This is a genomic window from Snodgrassella sp. W8124 (assembly GCF_016100875.1).
GTDB lineage: Bacteria > Pseudomonadota > Gammaproteobacteria > Burkholderiales > Neisseriaceae > Snodgrassella > Snodgrassella alvi.
In genome coordinates this window covers 480,748-503,508 of the sequence record NZ_JACFRP010000001.1, presented here as the reverse complement: position 1 = coordinate 503,508, position 22,761 = coordinate 480,748, and the positions used below count along the sequence as shown (strand labels likewise).

The following is a 22,761-nucleotide window of genomic DNA, read 5'->3' as shown; positions in this document are numbered from 1 at the left end:
CGGATGATTTTTTATGTAAAACCTTGCAACACCCATCCGTATTGGTTACAATACGCAGCTTACGGGTCTGTAGCTCAGGGGTTAGAGCAGGGGACTCATAATCCCTTGGTCGTGGGTTCGAACCCCACTGGACCCACCAGATAACCCATAAAATCCTGTATCAGAAAACAGAGTTTTTATCAAAAAAGCCGCTTTTAGCGGCTTTTTTATTGCTTATTAAAATAATCTGCATAAATAATAAATACTATAATTTTTATTATACAGGCACAAATTTTCATTCAATACTCACTGAAAACACACTTTGTAAAAACCCTGAGCTAAAAATTATATTTATAATATTCTGCAAACAATATTTTAAACTATAGCTACTAAATAATTATTTAATTATGCTTTTTATCATCTGTATAGCTGAATGTATTTCAGGCCGGATGATACATTTACACTAAAACAGTAACTTTCATTTAACATTTAATTATCATAAAAAAGCCGTTGGTTAATTATTCTGTATAACAGTCTCATTTCTCAGTATTTAGCTTTGGCAAATGAACTAATCATATTTTAAAAATATGCATAAAAATAATAAATATTAGAATAAAATCCTTTTTACATGCATATAGTTGCACAATTAATACACTTATTTCTGATTTTTATATTTTTTTTAATTATCCATAAATCTCACGTCAGTACTGGCTTTAAAACCGGTAATATTAGTTAATCATAAAACACAAAAACTAATAAATAACAAAAACTTTTATTAACATTTATAATCCTACCCGTAACATCCAGCGTTATCATTCTGGAAAATATTAGTTTATGAAATATAAAACCTGCTTCTTTACACATCAGAATATCATATAGCATATTTGCTTTGTATTTTTATGAAAACACTTATTTTTCTAAAATATTTTGATCAACTTTCCGGAACTGCTATCTGCTAATGTTGTTATCATAAAGTTAACCTTATTTAAATAGGATATAACATATCTTCTATAATTATTTTGTATAGGATTATTTTTATTTGTTAATTAGCAATTAACGTGCAAATAAAACAAATTTGTAAATTTATAGCTATTGTATATTTTTAAATACCTGCATAATCAAGGAAAACTGATGAATAACATTTATAAATCCAAATGGAGTGAAGCAACACAGACATGGGTAGCCTGCTCGGAACTGGTACGTGGTAAAACTAAAAATAACTGTGTCAAAATTGCTGCAGCTGTTGCCCTTGCTTTAACCAGTTTAGGCTCATATGCTGATGATATTGTTCCCTGTGACAATAACTCAGGAAGTGTTGTAGTTTCAGGAACTACATGTTCGTTACCTCCGTTACCAGACGGCAAACCTTATGCTGAAATTTCTGGATCAGCTAACGCTGATTTAACGGGTGGAGATATTAATGTCATTGGGTCAACTAAAGTCAAAAAAGTAATTAATGTAGATGGATCTAAACTGAATGCTACAAATATAACGACTACAAATAAATTTAATTCAGCAGGTACTAATGCTTTAGCTATTGCAGGCGGTTCAACAGTAACAATTACACAAGATCTGACAGCATATAATAAGGGGAGCACAGCGGATACTATCGTGAATTCGGGAAAGTCTAAATTAAGTGTAGGAAACAATCTGAAACTTGATGATAGTAGTCAATCAGGTTTCAATAACGGTATACAAAATATAGAAAATAGTGTGATAGGGGTTACAGGAGACATTAATATTACTTCGAAAGCAGGTTTCAATAACGGTATAATAAATAAAGATAACAGTGAGATAACTGCTAATAATATTACGATTGCTTCGGATGCAAATTTCAGTAATGATGGTATACAAAATAAAGATAATAGTAAGATAAAGCTTACAGGAGACATTAATATTACTTCGAAGGGTAATAAAGGAAACGCATCAATAGAAAATACAGACGGTGGTGAAATTGAAGCCAATAACATAACTATAACTCAGGGAGATAAAAATTATGCAATTCATCAAACATCAGAAGCATCATCTATAACTGTTAAAAATGATTTAAACATTACATCCGGAAATATTCCTGAGGGAAATTCTACGATTAAGATTGAAGGCGGAAAAATAGAAGTCACAGGTAAAACCACCATTAACACTCATGTCGATCCAGACTTTATCGATGACCCTGAAAAAGTCTCTGCTATTTCTATTACAGACGGAACTTATAAAGCTAACGGTGGAGCTGATATTAACATTAAAGATAATGATGAAGAAAACTTTAAAGGTGCTGCAGGAGTAATCATTGGAAAAGAAGGAAATTTTATAAATAATGGTACTCTAACGGTAAATGGTGGTGACAATACTGTAATTGCTACTGATTTAGAATCAGGTGAAGAAGCAACTTTTACAAACAACGCAGGCGGGACTACAACGAGTCACGCTGATACAATTGTTCATAATTCATCTGGAATATTAAAAGTAACTAATTCTGGGAAATTAATTTCTGAATCTGATAAAAATTCAGCTGAATCTGATAAAAATTCAGTTTTAAAAAATAATAAAAATGGTATTATCAATGTTGATAACGATGGTACTATTGCCGGTAATATTACTAACATAGATAACGGTACAGTTATTATCAATAACAGCGGTGATATCAAGAAGAACAAGAAGAAAAAGATTGAAAATTCCGATAATACCCAGAGCAAGACTGAAACTTCTGATAATACCCAGAGCAATACTGAACCGAACAAGATTGAAAATTCCGGTACAGGTTTGATAGATATTACTAATACGGATACCGGTACTATAGACAGCGATATTCTTAATAAAGATAACGGTAAAGTTATTATCAAGAACAGCGGTGATATCAAGAAGAAAAAGATTGAAAATTCCGATAATACCCAGAGCAAGACTGAAATTTCCGATAATACCCCGCCGAAAAAGATTGAAAATTCCGGTACAGGTTTGATAAATATTACTAATACCGGTACTATAGACAACGATATTCTTAATACAAATACTGGTACCATTAGCATTACCAATAACGATAACGGTACCCTTAATGGCTCTATCACAAATACCGGTGATGAAATAAAAGTAAATGATCCCAATGCAGAGATTCCTGCTAATATATTTATTGATAACAAGAAAAATTTAAACGGCAATATTAATAATGAAGGCAATGGTAGTATTGTTGTTAACAATAATACAGCCAGCTCTGTTATAAACGGTAATATTACTAATGCTAAGGATGGTAATATCGCTATTAATAACAGCGGTAAGGCTAATTCCTCTAAAATTACTAATTCCAATGCTGGTAAGATTGACATTACCAATAACAAGGACGGTAATGTTAATAGTGAAATTACCAATGAGAATACTGGTGCTATTAAGATTACCAATGATGGTACCATTAGTGGCTCTATCACCAATACCGGTAATGCAAGTACTGTCGCCGCCAACAATATTGATATCACCAACAATGGTGTTTTAAACAGCGATATTAATAATAAAGACAATGGTAATATCACTATCAATAACAGCGGTAAGACTGATTCCTCTAAAAAAATTACTAATTCCAAAGATGGTAAGATTAACATTACCAATACAGCGGTCGGCGATTTTCAAAGTGCCATTGATAACGATGCAACCAGTACCGGCATAATTACTCTGGATAATAAGGGTACTGTTAATAGTACTATTACTAATCGGAATACTGGTGCTATTAATATTACCAATAACGATAACGGTAACCTTGGCGGCTCTATCACAAATACTGGTAATGCCGGTACTATTCATATTATCAATAACGATAAAGGTACCCTTGGCGGTTCTATCACAAATACCGGTGATCAAATAAATGATACTACTGCTAATATATTGATTGAAAACAATAATGATTTAAACAGCACTATTAATAATGATGGCAATGGTACTATTGCTCTGGATAATAAGGAGGCGGGTACTGTTAATAGTACTATTACTAATCAGAATACTGGTGCTATTAAGATTACCAATACCGGTACCATTGGCGGCTATATCAAAAATAAGGGTACAGGCAGTATCTCTTTAACCAACAATATCATCGATAACAATACCTTTGGTACCTTTGGCGGTTATATCGAAAATAATGGTACAGGCAGGATCTCTATAACCAATGACGGTACCATTAATGGCTCTATCACTAATACCGGTACTCAAAGAGTGGTTGATAACAACTGGATTGATAATATCTGGATTGATAACAATAAAGAGTTAAAGAGCAATATTGAAAATCTCAATGGTAGTATTGTTGTTAACAACAATAAAGAAGGCTCTTCTTTTACCGGCAATATTTATAATAACAATGGTTTTAATACAGGTAAGATTACTGTTAACAACAATGAAGAAAATACTAAAATTAATAGCCATATTACCAATGATAATGGTGATATTACTATTAACAACAGGGCATACAGTTCTACTATTGAGGGCGATATTACTAACAAAAATCACGGCCGGGTTACTATCGAAAACAGCGGTAAGGTTGGTAAAACTGGTCAAGATGGTGAAGCTGATACCTTTCTAAAAATTACTAATTCCGGTGGTAGTATTAACATTAAGAATGATAATGACGGCGATTTTCTAGGTAACATTGATAATGATAATGATGCAACTGGTACCGGCTTCATTGATATTTACAATAATGGAAATACCTTTAAAGGCTCCATTACCAATCAGAATACTGGTACCATTGATATTACCAATAGAGGAAAGAACTTTGACGGCTCTATTACCAATCAGAATACTGGTAATATTAGTATTACTAATGACACAACCTTAAACAGCACTATCACCAATACCGGTGATAAGCGTACTGATGGCTATAATATTGAGATCACCAACAATAAGGAGTTAAACGGCTCTATCAAAAATGAGGGAACAGGCGATATCCATATTAAAAATACCAAAGATACCAGTTCTATAATAAGCCGTATTGGCCGTATTACCGGTGAGATTACTAATAACAATGCCGGTACTATCACCTTGAACAATGATGGTGAGATAGCTAGCGCTATTCTTAATGGAGGGGCTGGTGCTATTAATATTGAAAACAATAAAGACAGCTTTATTAATGGTAATATTACTAATAGTGGTGCTGGTAATATCAGCATTAAGAATCAAGATAAAGCTGTATTAAACGGCAATATTAAGAATGATGGTTCCGGATCAATTACATTTACTAACAATGGTGATGTAGATGCTAGTGTAGTTAATAATACCAGTGTAAGAATTAACGATACTAGTCTGAGGCAAATTCAGAATACTGGTAATGGCACGATTACCATTATCAATAATAAAACTTTGAACAGACCAATCAGCAATGCCAGTGATGGTACTATTGGTATAACCAATAACGGTATTATGAAAACGGATATAACCAATACTAAAAGCAGTACAGGTAGAATTGAATTTATCAATACACAGGAATTCGAAGGTAATCTGATTAATGCTAACACAGGATTTATTTCTGCCTTAAATACCAAAAACTTTACCGGTATAACAGACAATTCCGATTCAGGAAAAATAAATCTGGATAATCAGGGTATCTGGAACAATACCGGAAACTCTGTATTAACAAAGCTGCAAAACACTACCGGGACAATTATATTTCCGAAAGTATCTGAAGTTAATGCCGGTGACAAAGACCAGTACCATACTATCACTGTTAATGGTAACTATACCGGTGGCGGTCTGATGCGTGTTAATACTGTATGGAATAAGGATGGCACTTCTTATAGCGACCGCGTTGATATTCATGGCGATGTAGACGGTGCCGCTACAACAGTGCAGACATTAAACGGTATCTATGGCGATGTGACCCTGAAAGAGATACCTATTCATTCTGCAGTTGTGGTGCATGTAGCCGGTAAGAGTAGCGGCAATGATTTTACCGGTTCCGCTCCGACTACCAATGCCGGTGAAGCTCAGCTTAAAAAAATAGATACTACTTCAGGAACTGATTATGCATGGACATTAACTGCACAAAATAAAACACCTGAACCAACTAATCCTAGTGTGTCTGGACCTACTGATCCTAATATTTCCGAACCTACTGATCCTAATGTGTCTGGACCTACTGATCCTAATATTTCCGAACCTACTGCTCCTGATAAGCCTATTTTGCCAGCACCACCTATAACAGAAGTACCAATTTATGCAGAACCGGTTTCCGGTTATGTGCAGATGCCTACAGCAGATATGGAACTTGGCTTTACCACGATTGGCACATTACATGAGCGGCGCGGGGAAAACCAGACTTACAATATCACTGGTTCGAATAATACTGCTCTTGGTAGTGATCAGCAGCAGACATGGGGCAGAGTTCTGGTTAAACATCTGGATAAAGATGGTAAAAAACGTTTGAATACCGCCGGTAATCAATCTGTATTACAGATTGGTCATGATTTTATTCTGGATGAAAATGAGAAAACCGGAATACGGCGGCATATTGGCGGCTATGTAGCTTATGGCCATAATGAAAATGATTTCCGCGATCAGTACCGAGCTAAGAATGGTTACATCGTTGATGACCATTACACGGGCAAAGGCCGTACTGATGCAGTAAGTGTTGGTGGTTATGGTACCTTCTACGGCAATAATGGCGGTTATGTAGATCTTGTTGGTCAGGTAACTTATCTGCGCAATAAATACAATGCCCGTTCGAACGAATCTGTACATCAGAACGGCTGGGGCGCAGCTTTATCAGCTGAAACAGGTAAATCATTTATTGTATATGGAAATAACTGGTTCGTAGAGCCGCAGGCTCAGCTGGTATACCAGTATCTGTCTCTGGATGATTTTAATGACAGAATCCGCCATGTTGACCAGCATGATCCGTCTGCACTGCGCGGTCGTGTAGGTATGCGTTTCGGCTATAATGGTGATACCCGTGATAACCTGCCGTCATCCTCTTTCTATGGCATTGCGAATATCTGGCATGATTTCGTTAATCCCAAATCAGTTGATATTGGTCGTGACAAACTAAAAGAAGATTATGCCAAAACCTGGGGCGAAGTCGGTCTGGGTATTCAGTTGCCAATCACCCGTCAAAGTAATTTCTACAGCGATATCCGTTACGAGAAAAATTTTGGCAGTGATAAACGCAAAGGCTTTAAAGGTACTATGGGTTATAAATATACCTGGTTATAATGCATTATCCGGCAGTAGCCATATGGTTACTGCTGCTTTCTGCAGGGCACAGCATTTAATGCTGTGCCCTGTTTCTGTTTAAATATTCTTTGGTTTTCTTTTCAGCAAAACAGGCTTGACATTCAACTTAGGTGAAGGTTTAAGCTGTTCTTTTTCTTCATAAGAATCATTATGCACAGAAGAGACTTCCTCAGATATTCGGCCATGGTAAGCGCCGCAGCTACGCTACCGCTTTCTGCTTATGCTCTGAATACTCTGGATTTACCGGTATTGGCTATTCCGCCATTATTAGATACCGGTAAAGATAACAGGATTCAGCTCACTATTCAGCAGGGCACCAGCCGTTTTGGCAAATATCAGACGCAGACATGGGGCTATAATAGTGCTTTGCTTGGTCCTGCTATACGTATTTACCGGGGCAAACCGGTACAGATAAAACTGCAAAACCGATTAACTGAAGCCACAACCGTACACTGGCATGGTCTGGAAGTACCGGGTGAAGCAGATGGCGGACCTCAGGCCTGTATACCAGCCGGACAAGCACGAGCAATTGAATTTACCTCAAGCCAGCCTGCTGCAACATGCTGGTTCCACCCGCACCAGCATGGGCAGACCGGCCGTCAGGTGGCAATGGGGCTGGCTGGTTTGCTGTTGCTGGAAGATACTGTCAGTACTGGTCTGCCTATCCCCAAAAACTGGGGATTAGATGATATTCCTCTGATCGTACAGGATAAAAAATTTAATACAGCCGGACAAATTGATTATCAGCTTGATGTTATGAGTGCTGCCATGGGCTGGTTTGGAGATACTCTGTTGTGTAATGGTCAGATATATCCGCAGCATAACGCGCCGCGTGGCTGGTTGCGATTACGTCTGCTTAATGGCTGTAATGCCCGAACTCTGAATTTTGCCTGTAGTGATGGCCGCCCTTTATATGTTATTGCCAGTGACGGTGGCTTTCTGCCTCAGCCAGTAACGGTGTCCAGCCTGTCGGTATTGCCCGGTGAACGTTTTGAAGTAATGGTTGACACCAGTAACGGTAAAACATTTGATTTGCTTACTTTACCGGTAAAACAGATGGGCATGAATCTGCCGCCTTTTGATCAGCCCTGCCCGATAGTTCGTGTGTCTGTACTTTCTTCGCGTAATGATACATCTTTACCCGATCAGTTTACCAGCTCTCTGCCTGTATTACCGGCTCTGTCTCAGCTTGTACACCGACATTTTCAGCTGTCTATGGATCCTGAGCTGGACAGTATGGGCATGCAGGCTTTACAACAACTGGCGGGAAAATCAGCTATGCCAATGGAGCATATGTCTATGCATCAGTCTCATATGGAAATGATGCATAATATGCATACCGATAAAAAAGCATTAGATTTAATGCATGCCAACAGGATTAACGGACAGACTTTTGATATGAATAAGCCGGCATTTGCCGCCAGTAAAGGGAAATATGAGTGCTGGGAAATATCCGGTTTAGGCGATATGATGCTGCACCCGTTTCATATTCATGGTACTCAGTTTCGCATTCTTAATGAAAACGGACAACCGCCTGCTGCTCATCGCTCAGGCTGGAAAGATACGGTACGGGTAGAAGGTGGTGTAAGTAAGGTATTGGTGAAATTCAACCACAGTGCGCCAGCCAGTTTTCCTTACATGGCTCATTGCCACATACTGGAACATGAAGATACCGGGATGATGCTGGGGTTTACTGTCTGAATATGCGTTCGTTACAAGCTGAATTTTTTCAGGTATTTAAAAACTGAAGTTAATAATACTTATGGATTAATAAAACGTTAAATTAACTGCGTCACTAATATTTGTCCATAAGCCGGATTAGCATAAACAATGAAATTCTGGCATGAAAATATATAATTTTTTCAAAAATATTCCATAAGTGTCATCGTATCAGGTCTGTAAATATCCCGATAAAAATATAAACCACTCAAAACGATTGGTTTTGAGTGGTTTCTTATGTCAGTTATTAATTAGCTGCACTGGTACGAATCAGATAATCAAAAGCACTTAATGCTGCTTTAGCACCTTCACCGGCAGCGATAATAATCTGCTTATAGGGTACGTTTGTACAGTCACCGGCGGCAAAAACACCCGGCACACTGGTTTTACCAAAAGCATCAATTACAATCTCGTGCATTGGCTCAGTTAAGTCTACTGTACCTTGCAAAAATCCGGTATTTGGTAATAAACCAATCTGAACAAAAATACCTTCCAATGCCAGATGATGTTCTGTATTGCTTACCCGGTCCAAATAGTTCAGGCCATTAACTTTGCCATTTTCGCCGGTTACCTCGGTAGTCTGAGCATTCATAATAATCTGAACATTAGGCAGACTATGCAATTTTTGCTGTAATACTTCATCAGCACGCATTTTGTCGGAAAATTCCAGCAGAGTAACATGCTTTACAACGCCAGCCAGATCAATGGCAGCTTCTGCACCGGAATTACCACCACCAATTACGGCTACATCTTTGCCTTTAAATAACGGACCATCACAATGCGGACAATAAGTCACACCTTTCGTACGGTATTCCTGCTCACCGGGCACATTCATTGAGCGCCAGTGTGCACCTGTAGACAGGATAACTGTACGCGATTTTAAAACAGCACCACTTTCTGTATGTACTTCAATCAGTCCGCCTGTAGTTTTAGCCGGTACCAGCGCACTAACTCTTTGCAAATTCATAATATCGACATCATAACTGCGTACGTGGCTTTCCAGATCATGGGCAAAACGCGGACCGTCGGTACGTAAAACTGATATGTAATTTTCAATATCCAGCGTGTCGAGAACCTGACCACCAAAACGTTCGGCCACAATACCGGTACGAATACCTTTACGTGCTGCATATACAGCGGCAGCAGCACCGGCAGGTCCCCCGCCCACAATCAGCACGTCAAACGGTGCTTTTGCATTTAATTCATCAACTGCCGCACTGGCGGCATTGCTGTCCAGTTTAGCAACAATTTCCGCCAGTTCCATTCTGCCCTGACCAAATGGTTCACCATTCAGAAAAACGGCCGGCACACCCATAATCTGTTTCGCTTCAATTTCTTCCTGAAACAATGCTCCGTCAATAGCTGTATGGCTGATATTCGGATTGAGAATAGACATCAGATTCAATGCCTGTATAACATCCGGACAATTGTGACAGGTAATAGAATAATAAGTTTCGAAGTGATAACTGCCCTGCAAATTTTTAATTTGTTGCTGTAATGATTCTGCTTCTTTAGATGGATGACCGCCCACCTGCAATAAAGCCAGTACCAGTGAACTGAATTCATGCCCCATCGGATTACCGGCAAAAACCAGTCCTGTATGCACACCGGGATTAGTGATCTCAAAAGATGGCTTACGTTCAGACTGACCATCGGTACGCAGACTGACTTTATCACTTAACGCCTCTACTTCCTGTAACAGTGCCAGCATGTCGCGAGCACCTTTACTTTCGTCCAGCGTAGCAATAATTTCAACCGGTCTGGTTACATATTCAAGATAAGCTTTTAGTTGGTTTTTCAAAGTGTCGTCTAACATTTTACTGCTCCATTACATTAATAAAAATAAACTATAGATATTCTGTTTTTGATAGCCTGTATTTTTGTTTTAGTAAAAAGCCCGGATACCGCAGCCGGTATTCGGGCTGAATGACTGTTTATTTAACAGTAAGTTTTTGATGTGTGTATTTAAGTGTGTTAGATTTTACCAACCAGTTCCAGAGAAGGAGCCAGAGTTTTTTCGCCTTCTTTCCATTTAGCAGGACAAACTTCACCCGGATGAGAAGCAACATATTGTGCAGCTTTAACTTTACGTACCAGATCTGAAGCTTCACGACCGATACCTTCTGCAGTTACTTCCACACACTGGATAATACCCTGCGGGTCAACCAGGAATGTAGCACGATCGGCAGAACCCTGTCCTTCACGCAGTACACCAAAATTAGTTGTCAGGGTAGCATTGCGGTCACCCAGCATAAAGTATTTAATTTTGGCAATTGTGTCAGAAGCATCGTGCCATGCTTTATGAGTAAAATGAGTATCGGTAGAAACAGAGTAAACTTCTACGCCCAGTTTCTGCAATTCTTCATAGTGGTCAGCCAGATCACCTAATTCAGTAGGACAAACAAAAGTAAAATCTGCCGGATAGAAAAAGAATATAGACCATTTACCTTTTACGTCAGCATCACTGATGTCTACAAATTTACCATTATGAAAGGCAGTGGTATTGAACGGTTTGATTTCAGTGTTAACATTAGCAACCATGAAATATCTCCTTGAATGTACAGGTTGAATTAATCGATGGATGTATAGTACACAAATTTACTCAATAAATATAATCAAATGATTTTATGTAATCGATAGTTTTTATTTTTCATAAAAAACAATGTATTATATTTTCAGGATTATAAAAATAACTTACAAACCAGATAAATACACTAAATTCATATATAAAAACTATTATAAACAGCCATTAGCTGTATGGGAGTTACTCTGCCAAAATCTAAAATTGCTGTAACTAAACCGGTCACAGCTTGTATGCTGCACATTACTGATATTTGCCCTGTGCATTTATCAAGATTAATATACAGATTATCATAAAAAAAGAAGTCAAATTAAGATTGATACCGGCAAAAAATTTTTTCACTTTTTAGTTTCAGTTTAATTCTGCTACTGAATATTTGCAGGTGATGTATGGTATGAAAACGCATATTCTGCAATTGATAATATTTATACTGGTACTCATATGGTCTGCTTATCAGCCGCATGACTATCCTACCTGGTGGCTTGAAGTTTTTCCGGCATTGCTAGGATTGATACTTCTTGTATTCACCTATTCCCGTTTTCGTTTCAGTCAGCTTATGTACTGGGTAGTTTTAATTCATGCAGTTATTTTACTGATTGGCGGACATTACACTTATGCCGAAGAACCGGTATTTAATTATCTACGCGGTGTATTTGGCTGGTCACGTAATAATTACGATAAGCTTGGACATTTTTTTCAAGGTTTTTCACCAGCTATTATAGCCAGTGAATTACTATGGAGATTACGAATTGTACGCTACCGCGGCTGGGTGATATTTTTGAGTGGTTGTGTCTGCATGACGATTAGCGCCATATACGAGTTGTTTGAGTGGCTGGTAGCAATACTGAGTAATCAGGAAGCTGTCACTTTTCTTGGCACACAGGGCGATGTATGGGATACACAGAAAGATATGCTTTGGTGTCTGATAGGTTGCAGCACCATGCTTATCTATCTTTATTTTAGTAAACGGCACTTACGGAGACCATCACGTTAAAACCGCAGTTACCATTACAAGTAAAAATCAGATCGGATCCAACTGACAACAGCAAAGTATCTGATTAGTCTTGCATGGCAGCTTTGACTAAAGCTGCCATCTCTTAACGCTCAAATAATCAGGCTGAAACAGATTGTGTTTTTTCCAGTTTGATTTTTAATTCTTTGATATCTTCTTCAAATATCATAATTACGCCCAGATAGGCCATACCAAACATCATAGCCGTAATGAATGAACTGGCAATTGCCATGGTATTCATCCATACCAACCCTAAAGCAAATACCAGAAAACACAAAGCAAATATGACGTTAAAATAGAACTTTACTCTTTTAAATTTTTGCTCTTTGTGTGCAAGCTGTACACTTAGTTCATTACTGTTTGTTGCAAATTCAGCAGTTTGGTTCATGTGTTCAAACTCCAGTAAATGTAAAGCTAATGAATATTATTGTAATTTCAAATTTCAAGACAAGGCTATTTTAACCGGTATTACACTCGTAATGAAGTACTATTTTAACAAATTGATATAAGAGAATAACTCTGAAAAAATTTTGTTAACGCATATTTAATCAGATATACATCCGCAAAATTATTAATTTATTTATATGACATATTGTAAATATTTTTAATTTATAACTAATATTCAAATATATATATAGTTTTAAAACTGCATAGCCTCAAAAATTTTATTTACTGTCTGTTCAGATTATGGCTAATTTTTCATCTAATTTATATATACTTATTAGCTATAAGAAATGATTTATTTGTTACACTTTATTAAGTATAATTTGAATAAAATGTTATCAGTCTGAATCTTAAAAAATCAAAAGGGCTGAAACCATCAGTCAGTTTCAGCCCTGTTTATCAATAAACAAATTACTTCTTATTTGCTAAGAAGATATTCTATTAATAACAATCGTTATTTAACTATCTTCAAACCTTTTTTCGCACCAGATTTATTATTACTGTCGTCTGCAGGTAAACTCTCTGGCACAGAAGGCTGGCTTTCAGATAGGGTGTTATCCTCACCTGTTGGCGGGTGTTCACTGTTTTCAGTAAGAGGTTCTACATCAAACCCCATGCCGTCACCAGTTTCTCTGGCAAAAAGACTGATTACATGGCCAACCGGAATCCATATATCATGGGAAACGCCGCCAAAACGGGCAGAAAAACTAACCCATTCATTATCTATATTCAGATTATGTGCGGCTACAGGCCCGATATTAAGCACAATTTCATTGTCTTTTACATACTGAAGCGGTACCTGAGTTTTATCATTTACCCATACTGCAATATGCGGTGTATAACCACTATCCAGCGCCCATTCATATAGTGCTCGCAGAATATACGGTTTGGTGTTCAGCTTGCTCATTGTCCTCCCCTTTGTCAGGATAATTTAACGACGCATCGCTTTCTCGGCAGGTGTTAAGGCATCAATAAACGCTTCACGCTGAAAAATACGTTCCGCATATTTAAGCAATGGCGCAGCTGATTTTGGCAGCTTAATATCATAGTGATCCAGACGCCACAAAAGCGGAGCCAGCGCCACATCAATCATGGAGAAATCATCGCCGATAATATATTTGTTTTTAGTAAATGCAGGAGCCAGCATTGTTAAGCCCTGAGTAATGGCTTCGCGGGCTTTGTTCATTTCCTTATTACTTGATTCAGGATTTTCCAGTACCAGTACATGACTGAACAGTTCTTTTTCCAGACGATATAAAACAAGACGGCCGCGACCACGCATAATCGGGTCTGCCGGCATTAGCTGCGGATGCGGAAACCGCTCATCAATATATTCATTAATAATATTGGATTCATACAAAATCAGGTCACGTTCAACCAGAACAGGAACCTGATTATACGGATTCATCACAGCCAGATCTTCCGGCTTATTGAAAACGTCTACATCTTTAATTTCAAAATCCATGCCTTTTTCATACAGCACAAAGCTGCAACGCTGACTAAACGGGCAAGTGATACCCGCATATAATGTCATCATAATTAGTTTCCCAGAATTACTGTATAATCAATACAGTGTGGTGTTTAAAAATTATCTAATTATAGACAAATGACTCTATTTTTACCAGAAAAATAGCTTAAGTTTATGTTTATTAAAATTTTTATTATATAAATTTCCACCAATCACACAAAATTGATTTAAGCCGGATTAGGCTCATCAAAAAACTGCTGAGTAATCCCGAATTCACTGGCTAATGTACGAGCAAGTGCCTGAATACCATATCTTTCGGTAGCATGATGCCCTGCCGCGATGAATACCACTCCGCATTCCTGCGCCAGATGGTATTGCGGTTCGGAAATTTCACCTGTGATAAATGCATCCACCCCCGCATCAATAGCCTGCTGAAAAAAACTCTGGCCGCCGCCGGTACACCAGGCCAGTCTGCGTACTGGTTGTTGTTTATCGGCACATAGCAATATGGGTTTGTGATTCAGGCCTAGCTCAATCTCCTGAGCCAGCTGTTCTGCAGTTTGCTCATAGGTTAAAGCACCGTACTGAATTAAATTCTGTTCACCGCCACAGCCGGTAATCTGCCAGCCTAAACGCTGAGCCAGTTGCACATTATTCCCCCAACGCGGATGCGCATCCAGCGGTAAATGATAGCCAGCCAAATTAATATTATTGGCTAATAATGTCTGAATACGGCGTTTTTTCCAGCCTGTAATTACAGCCGCTTCATTTTTCCAGAACATACCATGATGAACCAACAGCATATCTGCCTGCTGCTTTACGGCAAAATCAATAGCAGCCTGACTGGCAGTGACGGCACAAACAATAGTACTAACTTCATCCCTGCCCTCTACCTGTAATCCATTCGGGCTGAAATCGCGAAACTGAGCAACCGCCAGCTCCTGAGCGCACCAGTCTAAAATTTCTTTTCTGAAAGCCATAAATTTCCTTTAATCGTGCAAGATATAGCAGTCTGCATTGTTAATACATAGCTTTATTCTTATTACAATAAAGTCATTATACTAACAAGCACAGGGAGAAAGCTGAAAATGTCTGAATACAGCTGAGTGAATATGAAATTATAAAAAATCATTATCTTTAAATAAAAATATTTATATGCTTTGTGATTAACTAAATAAATGTTATTTTATGTTAATATTCATTAAAATAATGTAGTACTAAATTTAAAAGCTCGCAGATTTTTTGGAATATCAAAATGAAAACATTGTTTTTGTTATTAATTTTAAGTTTATGCGGATATCTTAACAGCAACAATGATCGTGCACAGGACAAAATTAAAAAATTGGAGGAACAACGGATAATGACAGACACCACAGAGATTACTGTCCGTATTCCGTCAAAAGTATCGGATAAAAAGTTAGAAATTACACTTCCTCGCTGTTTCTTTGGTACAAATCTGAAACATCAAATTATTGATGGAAAGGTTGAAGAAATTGCTGTTAGCATTATGTACCAGTTACCTACATTTTCCGATTTCCCTAATAATGAAGAAGCAATTTATCAATGTCCTGATTTTTCTAAACCAATTACAACATTAGGTATTTTCCCATTGTTTCCCATAGTAGGCAAAACTGAATTGGAATATGGAAATTACTGGTTAAAACAGCAATACTTTAGATTTTCTATTAAAGAACAAAAAAATAATTTGGCACTATATCGTGCTGGCATTGATAGGAAATTAGCCATATTTGCTAATCAATCTGATCGTAGTCAACAAGATATTAGCATTGAATTTTGGCCTTTTGACTCGAATAATAAAGATGATTCCTATCCACATCAGACTGATATACATTCTGTATTATACGAAGAGTTTGGTTTAAGTTATACGATATATTCTTCAAGATATTTACATGGGAAGAATAAACCACTAGTAAGCCAGAACTATTTTGCTGATGGATTAATTCAAATATATATGCACAATGAAAGCTTACTTGATCACCCGGAAATTCAACTTGGTTTCATTCAGAATAATAACCGTATTCTGGATTATATCCATCAGCACAGTAAAGTCGTTGATTAGCTAGTGCATTAGCTAAAAATTTTTAAAATTTTCAGATTTTATTTCAAACGTCTTAAAGCAAAATAAATTAATAAAATTATATTATTACGGATAAAAATATGAAATATTGGCTTTGTATACTGCTTTTATGCTTAACCGGCTGCTTTAATGGCAGCAGTGAACAGGACAAAATTAAAAAAATGGAGGAACAACGGATAATGACAGACACCACAGAGATTACTGTGCGCATTCCGTCAAAAGTATCGGGTAAAAAACTGGAAATTACCCTGCCGCGCTGCATGTTTGGCTTTAGTATAAAAAATAAAATTATTGATGGTACAGTCGAACAAATTGGAGCAGCAATTATATTTGCCTTACCTACTTTATCAGGTTTTCCCAATGATGAAGAAGCAATTCATCGATGTCCTGATTTTTCTAAGCCTGTTGTAGGTCTTAGTTTTGCGCCGTTATCTCGCCACATAAAAGCAGAAAAACTGGAATATGGAAATCATTGGTTCAAACGGGAAAATTACCGATTCCGATTAAAAGAAAAGAAAAATAATCAGGAATTGTATTATATTGGTATTTCAGGAAAACAAACTATGTTTATTAATAAATCCGAAACCAATCAACAAGATTTAAGAATTGATTTCTGGCCATTTGATGTTAAGGATGAATACGATGCTTTTCCGCATCAAATTGATATTTATTCTGTTTTAGATAAAGAGTTTAGTGTTGCTTACACTGTATATTCCTCGAGATTTCTACATGGGAAATATAAACCACCAGTAAGCCAGAACTATTTTGTTGATGGATTAATTCAAGTATATAAGCACAATGAAAGTTTACTTGATCATCCGGAAATTCAACTGGGCTTCATTCAAAATAATAACCGTATTCTGGATTATATCCATCAGCACAGTAAGGTAGTTACAGACCAAAATCATTAAGAATAGCCATATTTAATCTTGCTGATATTTGATTACAGAAAAAACTAAAACTATTAATTTCTCACCATTTAAAATTAATTTTTCAATATATTATTAAGATAAAAAGCTGCCGGTTGCTAATTATGCAACCGGCAGCTTTTTATCTTGAAATAATTAGTTTTGCAGAGCTGTCTTTATGCGTTGATGTAAATTCTGAATACTGTAAACATCAGTACGGGATAAACGGCTTACACCTTCACTCATCGCTAAAGCACCTGCAACAGTAGTGTATAAAGGAATACGCATATTCAGTGCACTACGGCGGATTGAATGGCTGTCTTTAATAGACTGTACATCACTGCTGACAGTATTAACGACCAGAGCAATCTCTCCGTTTTTAATGGCATCAACAATATGCGGGCGCCCTTCAGTTACCTTATTCACCACTTGCACATTGATTCCGTGCTCAGCCAGAAAAGCTGCTGTCCCGCGGGTAGCACATAATCCGTAACCGAGCGACTGAAAATTGGTTGCCACCTGAACAACAGCAGGTTTGTCTTCATTACGTACAGCCAGAAACACTTTGCCAATAGTCGGCATACGTTCTCCTGCTCCGAGCTGGGCTTTTAAATATGCTTCGGCAAATGTTTCACCGACACCCATTACTTCACCGGTAGAACGCATTTCCGGCCCGAGAATGGTATCTACGCCGGGAAATTTAATAAAAGGAAATACGGCTTCCTTAACTGCAAAAAATTCAGGAATAACTTCTTGTGTATAGCCCTGTTCGGTCAATGAGATACCGGCCATAACCCTTGCTCCGATTTTAGCAAGAGACACACTTGTGGCTTTAGATACAAATGGAACAGTACGCGAAGCACGCGGATTAATTTCAAGTACGTAAACGATATCATCCTGTACCGCAAACTGCACATTCATCAGACCAACTACATTTAAAGCCATTGCCATGGCTGCTGTCTGACGACGAATTTCATTCTGAATAGCTTCACTTAGCGAATAAGGCGGAATGGAACATGCTGAGTCGCCACTATGGACACCTGCCTGTTCCACATGCTGCATGATGCCGCCAATAACCACCTGTTTGCCATCACATACACAATCTACATCTACTTCAATAGCGTGGCTGAGAAAATAATCAAGCAATACCGGGCTATCATTGGATACTTGTACAGCTTCGCGCATATAGGTTTGTAATTCATTAGCTGAATGCACTACCTGCATAGCTCGTCCGCCAAGTACATAAGATGGCCGTACTACCAGCGGATAACCAACTTCTTCAGCCAGTTGCAGTGCCTCTGCCTCTGTACGTGCTGTACGGTTTTCCGGCTGACGCAATCCCAGTTTGTGCAGAATCTGCTGAAAACGCTCACGGTCTTCTGCTGCATCAATGGCATCGGCTGAGGTACCGATAATATTGACACCATTAGCTACCAGTTCATTAGCCAGTTTTAAAGGCGTCTGACCGCCATAATGCACAATGAGACCATCAGGTTGTTCTGTATGACAGATTTCCAGTACGTCTTCGAGGGTAAGCGGCTCGAAATATAATCTGTCAGAAGTATCATAATCTGTCGAAACGGTTTCAGGATTACAGTTCACCATAATGGTTTCAAAACCGGATTCGCACAATGCTAATGCAGCATGTACACAGCAATAATCAAACTCAATACCCTGACCGATACGATTTGGTCCGCCACCAAGAATCATAATTTTTTTTCGCTGTGTCGGTTCCGCTTCGCACTCTTCTTCATAAGTTGAGTACAGATAGGCAGTATCGGTAGCAAATTCAGCTGCACAGGTATCTACGCGTTTAAAAACCGGATGTAGATTCATGGCATAACGATGCTGCCTGACACTGGCTTCATCCTGATTAAGCAATTGCGCCAGCCGTTTATCAGCAAAACCTTTGCGTTTGAGTTTACGCAGATAACTGTAATCGATATCTTCCAGTCTGATCGCGGTCAGTTTCTGTTCTTCGCTAACCAGATCAGCAATCTGTGCCAGGAACCACGGATCAATAGCACAAATTGTATAGATTTCCTCTAATGAAAAGCCGGCACGAAATGCATCAGCGACATACAGTATGCGTTCCGGACCGGGATTAGCCAGTTCACGCTGAATGGCTGCCCGGTCACTGCTGCGGCAATCAAAGCCGCTCAGACCGACCTCCAGACCGCGCAGAGCTTTATGAACAGACTCCTGAAATGTACGGCCGATAGCCATTACTTCCCCAACTGATTTCATCTGTGTCGTCAGGCGATCATCTGCGGACGGAAATTTTTCAAAGGCAAAACGGGGAACTTTGGTTACCACATAATCAATGGAAGGCTCAAAGGAAGCCGGTGTACGTCCGCCGGTTATATCATTTTGCAATTCATTCAGTGTATAGCCTATTGCCAGCTTAGCTGCGATTTTGGCAATCGGAAAACCGGTAGCTTTAGAAGCCAGAGCAGAAGAACGGCTGACACGCGGATTCATTTCAATCACAATCATTTCGCCGTTTTGCGGATTAACGGCAAACTGTACATTAGAGCCACCGGTATCCACACCAATTTCACGCAGCACTGCCAGAGAGGCATCACGCATCAGCTGATATTCTTTATCCGTCAGTGTTTGTGCCGGAGCTACTGTAATCGAATCACCGGTATGTACGCCGCACGGATCAAAATTTTCTATCGAACAGATAATAATGCAATTGTCGGCACTGTCACGCACCACTTCCATTTCATATTCTTTCCAACCCAGTACAGACTGTTCGACCAGTAATTCATGAGTAGGTGAAGCATCAAAACCACGTTCACAAATAGTAATAAATTCATCTTTATTGTAGGCTATACCGCCGCCACTGCCGCCCATGGTGAAAGACGGGCGAATTAATGCAGGAAATCCAACCTGCGCCTGTGCCTCCAGTGCCTGCTCCATGCTATGGCAAATAAAGGATTTCGGGGTATGCAGACCGATTTTATTCATTGCTTCTTTAAAACGGCCGCGGTCTTCTGCTTTATCAATTGCATCTTCGGATGCACCAATCAGCTCTACCTGATATTTTTTCAGAATACCGTTATGCGCCAGATCAAGAGCACAGTTGAGTGCCGTTTGTCCGCCCATCGTTGGCAAAATGGCATCGGGACGTTCTTTTTCAATAATTTTTGCCACTGTCTGCCACATAATCGGCTCAATGTAAGTAACATCAGCCATATCCGGATCTGTCATAATCGTAGCCGGATTGGAATTAACCAGAATGACTTTATAGCCCTCTTCACGCAATGCCTTGCATGCCTGAGCTCCGGAGTAGTCAAACTCGCATGCCTGACCAATTACAATAGGACCGGCACCAATAATTAGGATAGATTTTAAGTCTGTGCGCTTAGGCATACTGATACCTTTATCAAAAATTATCTGTTAATTTAGCGGTACGGCAGGATTGATTTTCTGACAGTCAATCGGTCAGTCGATACTTGCCGTCCATAATTTCAGTGCAAACGCAATAAACATCAGCCCGATTGTGGCTACTGCCCCGGCAGCCAGACGCTGATAGTGACGAAACCACTTGACCAGCGATAAACCACTGAATATCAGTACGCTTAGATAAGTCAGGCTGAAAATTTGCAAAATAATAGCCAGCAGTAGAAAACTATATGCCGGATGTGCGTAATGCGGATCAACAAACTGAACAAAAAAAGCCAGAAAAAACAAAATTGCTTTCGGGTTTAACAAACTGAGCAGCAAAGCATGCTGAAAGAAATGGCGTGCCGGAAGCGGTTTACTGGCTACTGCCGGCTCACACAATGATTGTCTGAAAACATCTGCAGCAGCTTGCTGACGTCTGTTCCATTGCTTAAGAGCTGAACGCAGCAACTGCCAGCCCAGATAAAACAAATACAAGCCACCGACCAGTTTCAGTATTAAAAACAATGCAGGTATGGTTTTAATAATTGATGTAGCACCTGAAGCTGAAAGCAACATCAAAATACTGTCACCCAGAAATATTCCGGCAACCGCACAATAAGCAGCCCGTGCTCCATATTTTCCAGCCATGGCCAGACAATACATTGAATTTGGTCCCGGCAGCAGAACAATTGCTATGGCACCGACAATATACGTTCCCAGATCAGTAATACCAAACATGGGGATTCCTGTACTTTTTTAATATTCTCAATAAATGTAGTTCGTAATATCACGCAATTAATTTTTATTTGCCGCCTGCATATGTTCGATAAAGCGGTCAAAAAGGTAGGCAACGTCGTGCGGGCCCGGACTGGCTTCCGGATGTCCCTGAAATGAAAAAGCCGGCTGACTGTTCATGCTAATACCTTGTAGTGAACCGTCAAACAGCGATTTATGAGTAATACGAACATTTTCCGGTAAAGTATCTGCATCTACTTCAAAACCATGATTCTGACTGGTAATCACAACCCGGCCGGTATCCATATCCTGTACCGGATGATTGGCTCCGTGATGACCAAAAGGCATTTTGCGGGTTTTCGCCCCTAAAGCCAGACCAAGCAGCTGATGTCCCAGACAAATACCGAATAGTGGCAGTTTATGTGCCAGAATTTCCTGTACAGCTTTAATGGCATAATCACAAGGTTCCGGATCACCCGGCCCGTTAGACAAAAATACGCCGTCAGGATTCAATGCCAGTACTTCAGCTGCCGGTGTAGTAGCAGGAACCACAGTCAGACGGCAGCCCCGTTCACTCAGCATACGCAAAATATTGGTTTTTACCCCGAAATCGTAGGCAACCACATGATATCTGGCTTGTTGCGGTTGAACATAACCCTGCCCCAGCTGCCATTCACCCTGAGTAAATTCATATTTTGCAGAACAGCTTACTTCTCGTGCCAAATCTTTTCCGGCCATGCTGCCAAAAGCACGTGCCATTTCCAGAGCCTGTTCTTTATTTGCATCGGCACCAGTCAAAATACAGCCGGCCTGTGAACCTTTATCACGCAGCAAACGGGTAAGGCGTCGGGTATCAATATCTGCGATTGCCACAGTATGCTGACGTTTCAGATAATCGGACAGGCTTTCTTGCGCACGAAAATTACTGTGCAATAAAGGTAAGTCGCGAATAATTAACCCGGAAGCATAAATTTGTTTACTCTCAATGTCTTCACTGTTGATACCGGTATTGCCGATATGCGGATAAGTAAGAGTCACCATCTGCTGAGTATAAGACGGATCAGTGAGGATTTCCTGATAGCCAGTCATGCTGGTATTGAAGACTACTTCACCAACTGCCTGCCCGGCTGCACCAATGCTGACACCATGAAATACGGAACCGTCAGCCAACACCAGAATTGCACTTGTAGTCATGGATGAGTCCTGTGTATTTAATAGACCGTC

General features: G+C 39.1%; 14 protein-coding genes and 1 tRNA gene. 6 read left to right on the top strand and 9 right to left on the bottom strand.

Going from position 1 to position 22,761, the window contains the following annotated elements:
• The first annotated feature begins 63 nt into the window (after positions 1 to 63).
• The 3 genes from H3U73_RS02175 to cueO all read left to right on the top strand — a co-directional run bounded on the left by H3U73_RS02175 (position 64) and on the right by cueO (position 8,880).
• Positions 64 to 139, top strand: a tRNA-Ile gene (locus tag H3U73_RS02175).
• Positions 140 to 1,110: 971 nt separating this feature from the next.
• Positions 1,111 to 7,158 (top strand): autotransporter outer membrane beta-barrel domain-containing protein, encoded by a 6,048-nt coding sequence (locus H3U73_RS02170; RefSeq protein ID WP_198190326.1) that lies wholly within the window; start codon positions 1,111 to 1,113, stop codon positions 7,156 to 7,158.
• A 171-nt stretch (positions 7,159 to 7,329) separates the two neighbouring features.
• A complete protein-coding gene (gene cueO / locus H3U73_RS02165) occupies positions 7,330 to 8,880 on the top strand; it encodes a multicopper oxidase CueO (protein WP_084550878.1) in 1,551 nt (516 codons plus the stop codon).
• Positions 8,881 to 9,145: 265 nt separating this feature from the next.
• Here the strand turns inward: cueO and ahpF are convergent, their stop codons facing one another.
• Together ahpF and ahpC are read right to left on the bottom strand one after the other, a co-directional pair.
• Positions 9,146 to 10,714: an alkyl hydroperoxide reductase subunit F gene (gene ahpF / locus H3U73_RS02160; protein ID WP_084550876.1), complete on the bottom strand. Its 1,569-nt coding sequence runs from the start codon at positions 10,712 to 10,714 to the stop codon at positions 9,146 to 9,148.
• 158 nt (positions 10,715 to 10,872) lie between these two features.
• Positions 10,873 to 11,439 (bottom strand): alkyl hydroperoxide reductase subunit C, encoded by a 567-nt coding sequence (gene ahpC, locus H3U73_RS02155; protein ID WP_025331058.1) that lies wholly within the window; start codon positions 11,437 to 11,439, stop codon positions 10,873 to 10,875.
• Between the two features lie 434 nt (positions 11,440 to 11,873).
• Here ahpC and H3U73_RS02150 point away from each other — a divergent pair, with 434 nt between their 5' ends.
• Entirely contained in the window at positions 11,874 to 12,473 is a 600-nt protein-coding gene (locus tag H3U73_RS02150; protein ID WP_084550870.1) for a DUF2238 domain-containing protein, read from the top strand.
• 118 nt (positions 12,474 to 12,591) lie between these two features.
• Here H3U73_RS02150 and H3U73_RS02145 read toward each other — a convergent pair whose 3' ends face one another.
• The 4 genes from H3U73_RS02145 to H3U73_RS02130 all read right to left on the bottom strand — a co-directional run bounded on the left by H3U73_RS02145 (position 12,592) and on the right by H3U73_RS02130 (position 15,383).
• Positions 12,592 to 12,879 (bottom strand): hypothetical protein, encoded by a 288-nt coding sequence (locus tag H3U73_RS02145; protein WP_078474746.1) that lies wholly within the window; start codon positions 12,877 to 12,879, stop codon positions 12,592 to 12,594.
• 510 nt (positions 12,880 to 13,389) lie between these two features.
• Positions 13,390 to 13,842: a ClpXP protease specificity-enhancing factor gene (locus H3U73_RS02140; protein WP_084550868.1), complete on the bottom strand. Its 453-nt coding sequence runs from the start codon at positions 13,840 to 13,842 to the stop codon at positions 13,390 to 13,392.
• Between the two features lie 24 nt (positions 13,843 to 13,866).
• Positions 13,867 to 14,472, bottom strand: coding sequence for a glutathione S-transferase N-terminal domain-containing protein (locus H3U73_RS02135; protein ID WP_025331062.1), 606 nt, complete (start codon positions 14,470 to 14,472; stop codon positions 13,867 to 13,869).
• Between the two features lie 158 nt (positions 14,473 to 14,630).
• A complete protein-coding gene (locus H3U73_RS02130) occupies positions 14,631 to 15,383 on the bottom strand; it encodes a Nif3-like dinuclear metal center hexameric protein (protein ID WP_084550866.1) in 753 nt (250 codons plus the stop codon).
• Between the two features lie 275 nt (positions 15,384 to 15,658).
• On the opposite strand from H3U73_RS02130, the gene H3U73_RS02125 reads away from it, so the two are divergent.
• Together H3U73_RS02125 and H3U73_RS02120 are read left to right on the top strand one after the other, a co-directional pair.
• The gene (locus tag H3U73_RS02125; RefSeq protein WP_025331064.1) at positions 15,659 to 16,483 is read left to right on the top strand and encodes a hypothetical protein; all 825 of its coding nucleotides are present in this window, start codon (positions 15,659 to 15,661) and stop codon (positions 16,481 to 16,483) included.
• 197 nt (positions 16,484 to 16,680) lie between these two features.
• Positions 16,681 to 17,412: a hypothetical protein gene (locus H3U73_RS02120; protein ID WP_144363185.1), complete on the top strand. Its 732-nt coding sequence runs from the start codon at positions 16,681 to 16,683 to the stop codon at positions 17,410 to 17,412.
• Between the two features lie 153 nt (positions 17,413 to 17,565).
• Here H3U73_RS02120 and carB read toward each other — a convergent pair whose 3' ends face one another.
• From carB to carA, 3 genes are all read right to left on the bottom strand, one after another.
• The gene (gene carB / locus H3U73_RS02115) at positions 17,566 to 20,787 is read right to left on the bottom strand and encodes a carbamoyl-phosphate synthase large subunit (protein WP_198189961.1); all 3,222 of its coding nucleotides are present in this window, start codon (positions 20,785 to 20,787) and stop codon (positions 17,566 to 17,568) included.
• 72 nt (positions 20,788 to 20,859) lie between these two features.
• Positions 20,860 to 21,540: a leucine efflux protein LeuE gene (gene leuE / locus H3U73_RS02110; RefSeq protein WP_198189960.1), complete on the bottom strand. Its 681-nt coding sequence runs from the start codon at positions 21,538 to 21,540 to the stop codon at positions 20,860 to 20,862.
• Between the two features lie 57 nt (positions 21,541 to 21,597).
• Positions 21,598 to 22,731, bottom strand: a complete 1,134-nt coding sequence (gene carA, locus H3U73_RS02105) for a glutamine-hydrolyzing carbamoyl-phosphate synthase small subunit (protein ID WP_198189959.1) — start codon at positions 22,729 to 22,731, stop codon at positions 21,598 to 21,600.
• Positions 22,732 to 22,761: the final 30 nt, after the last annotated feature.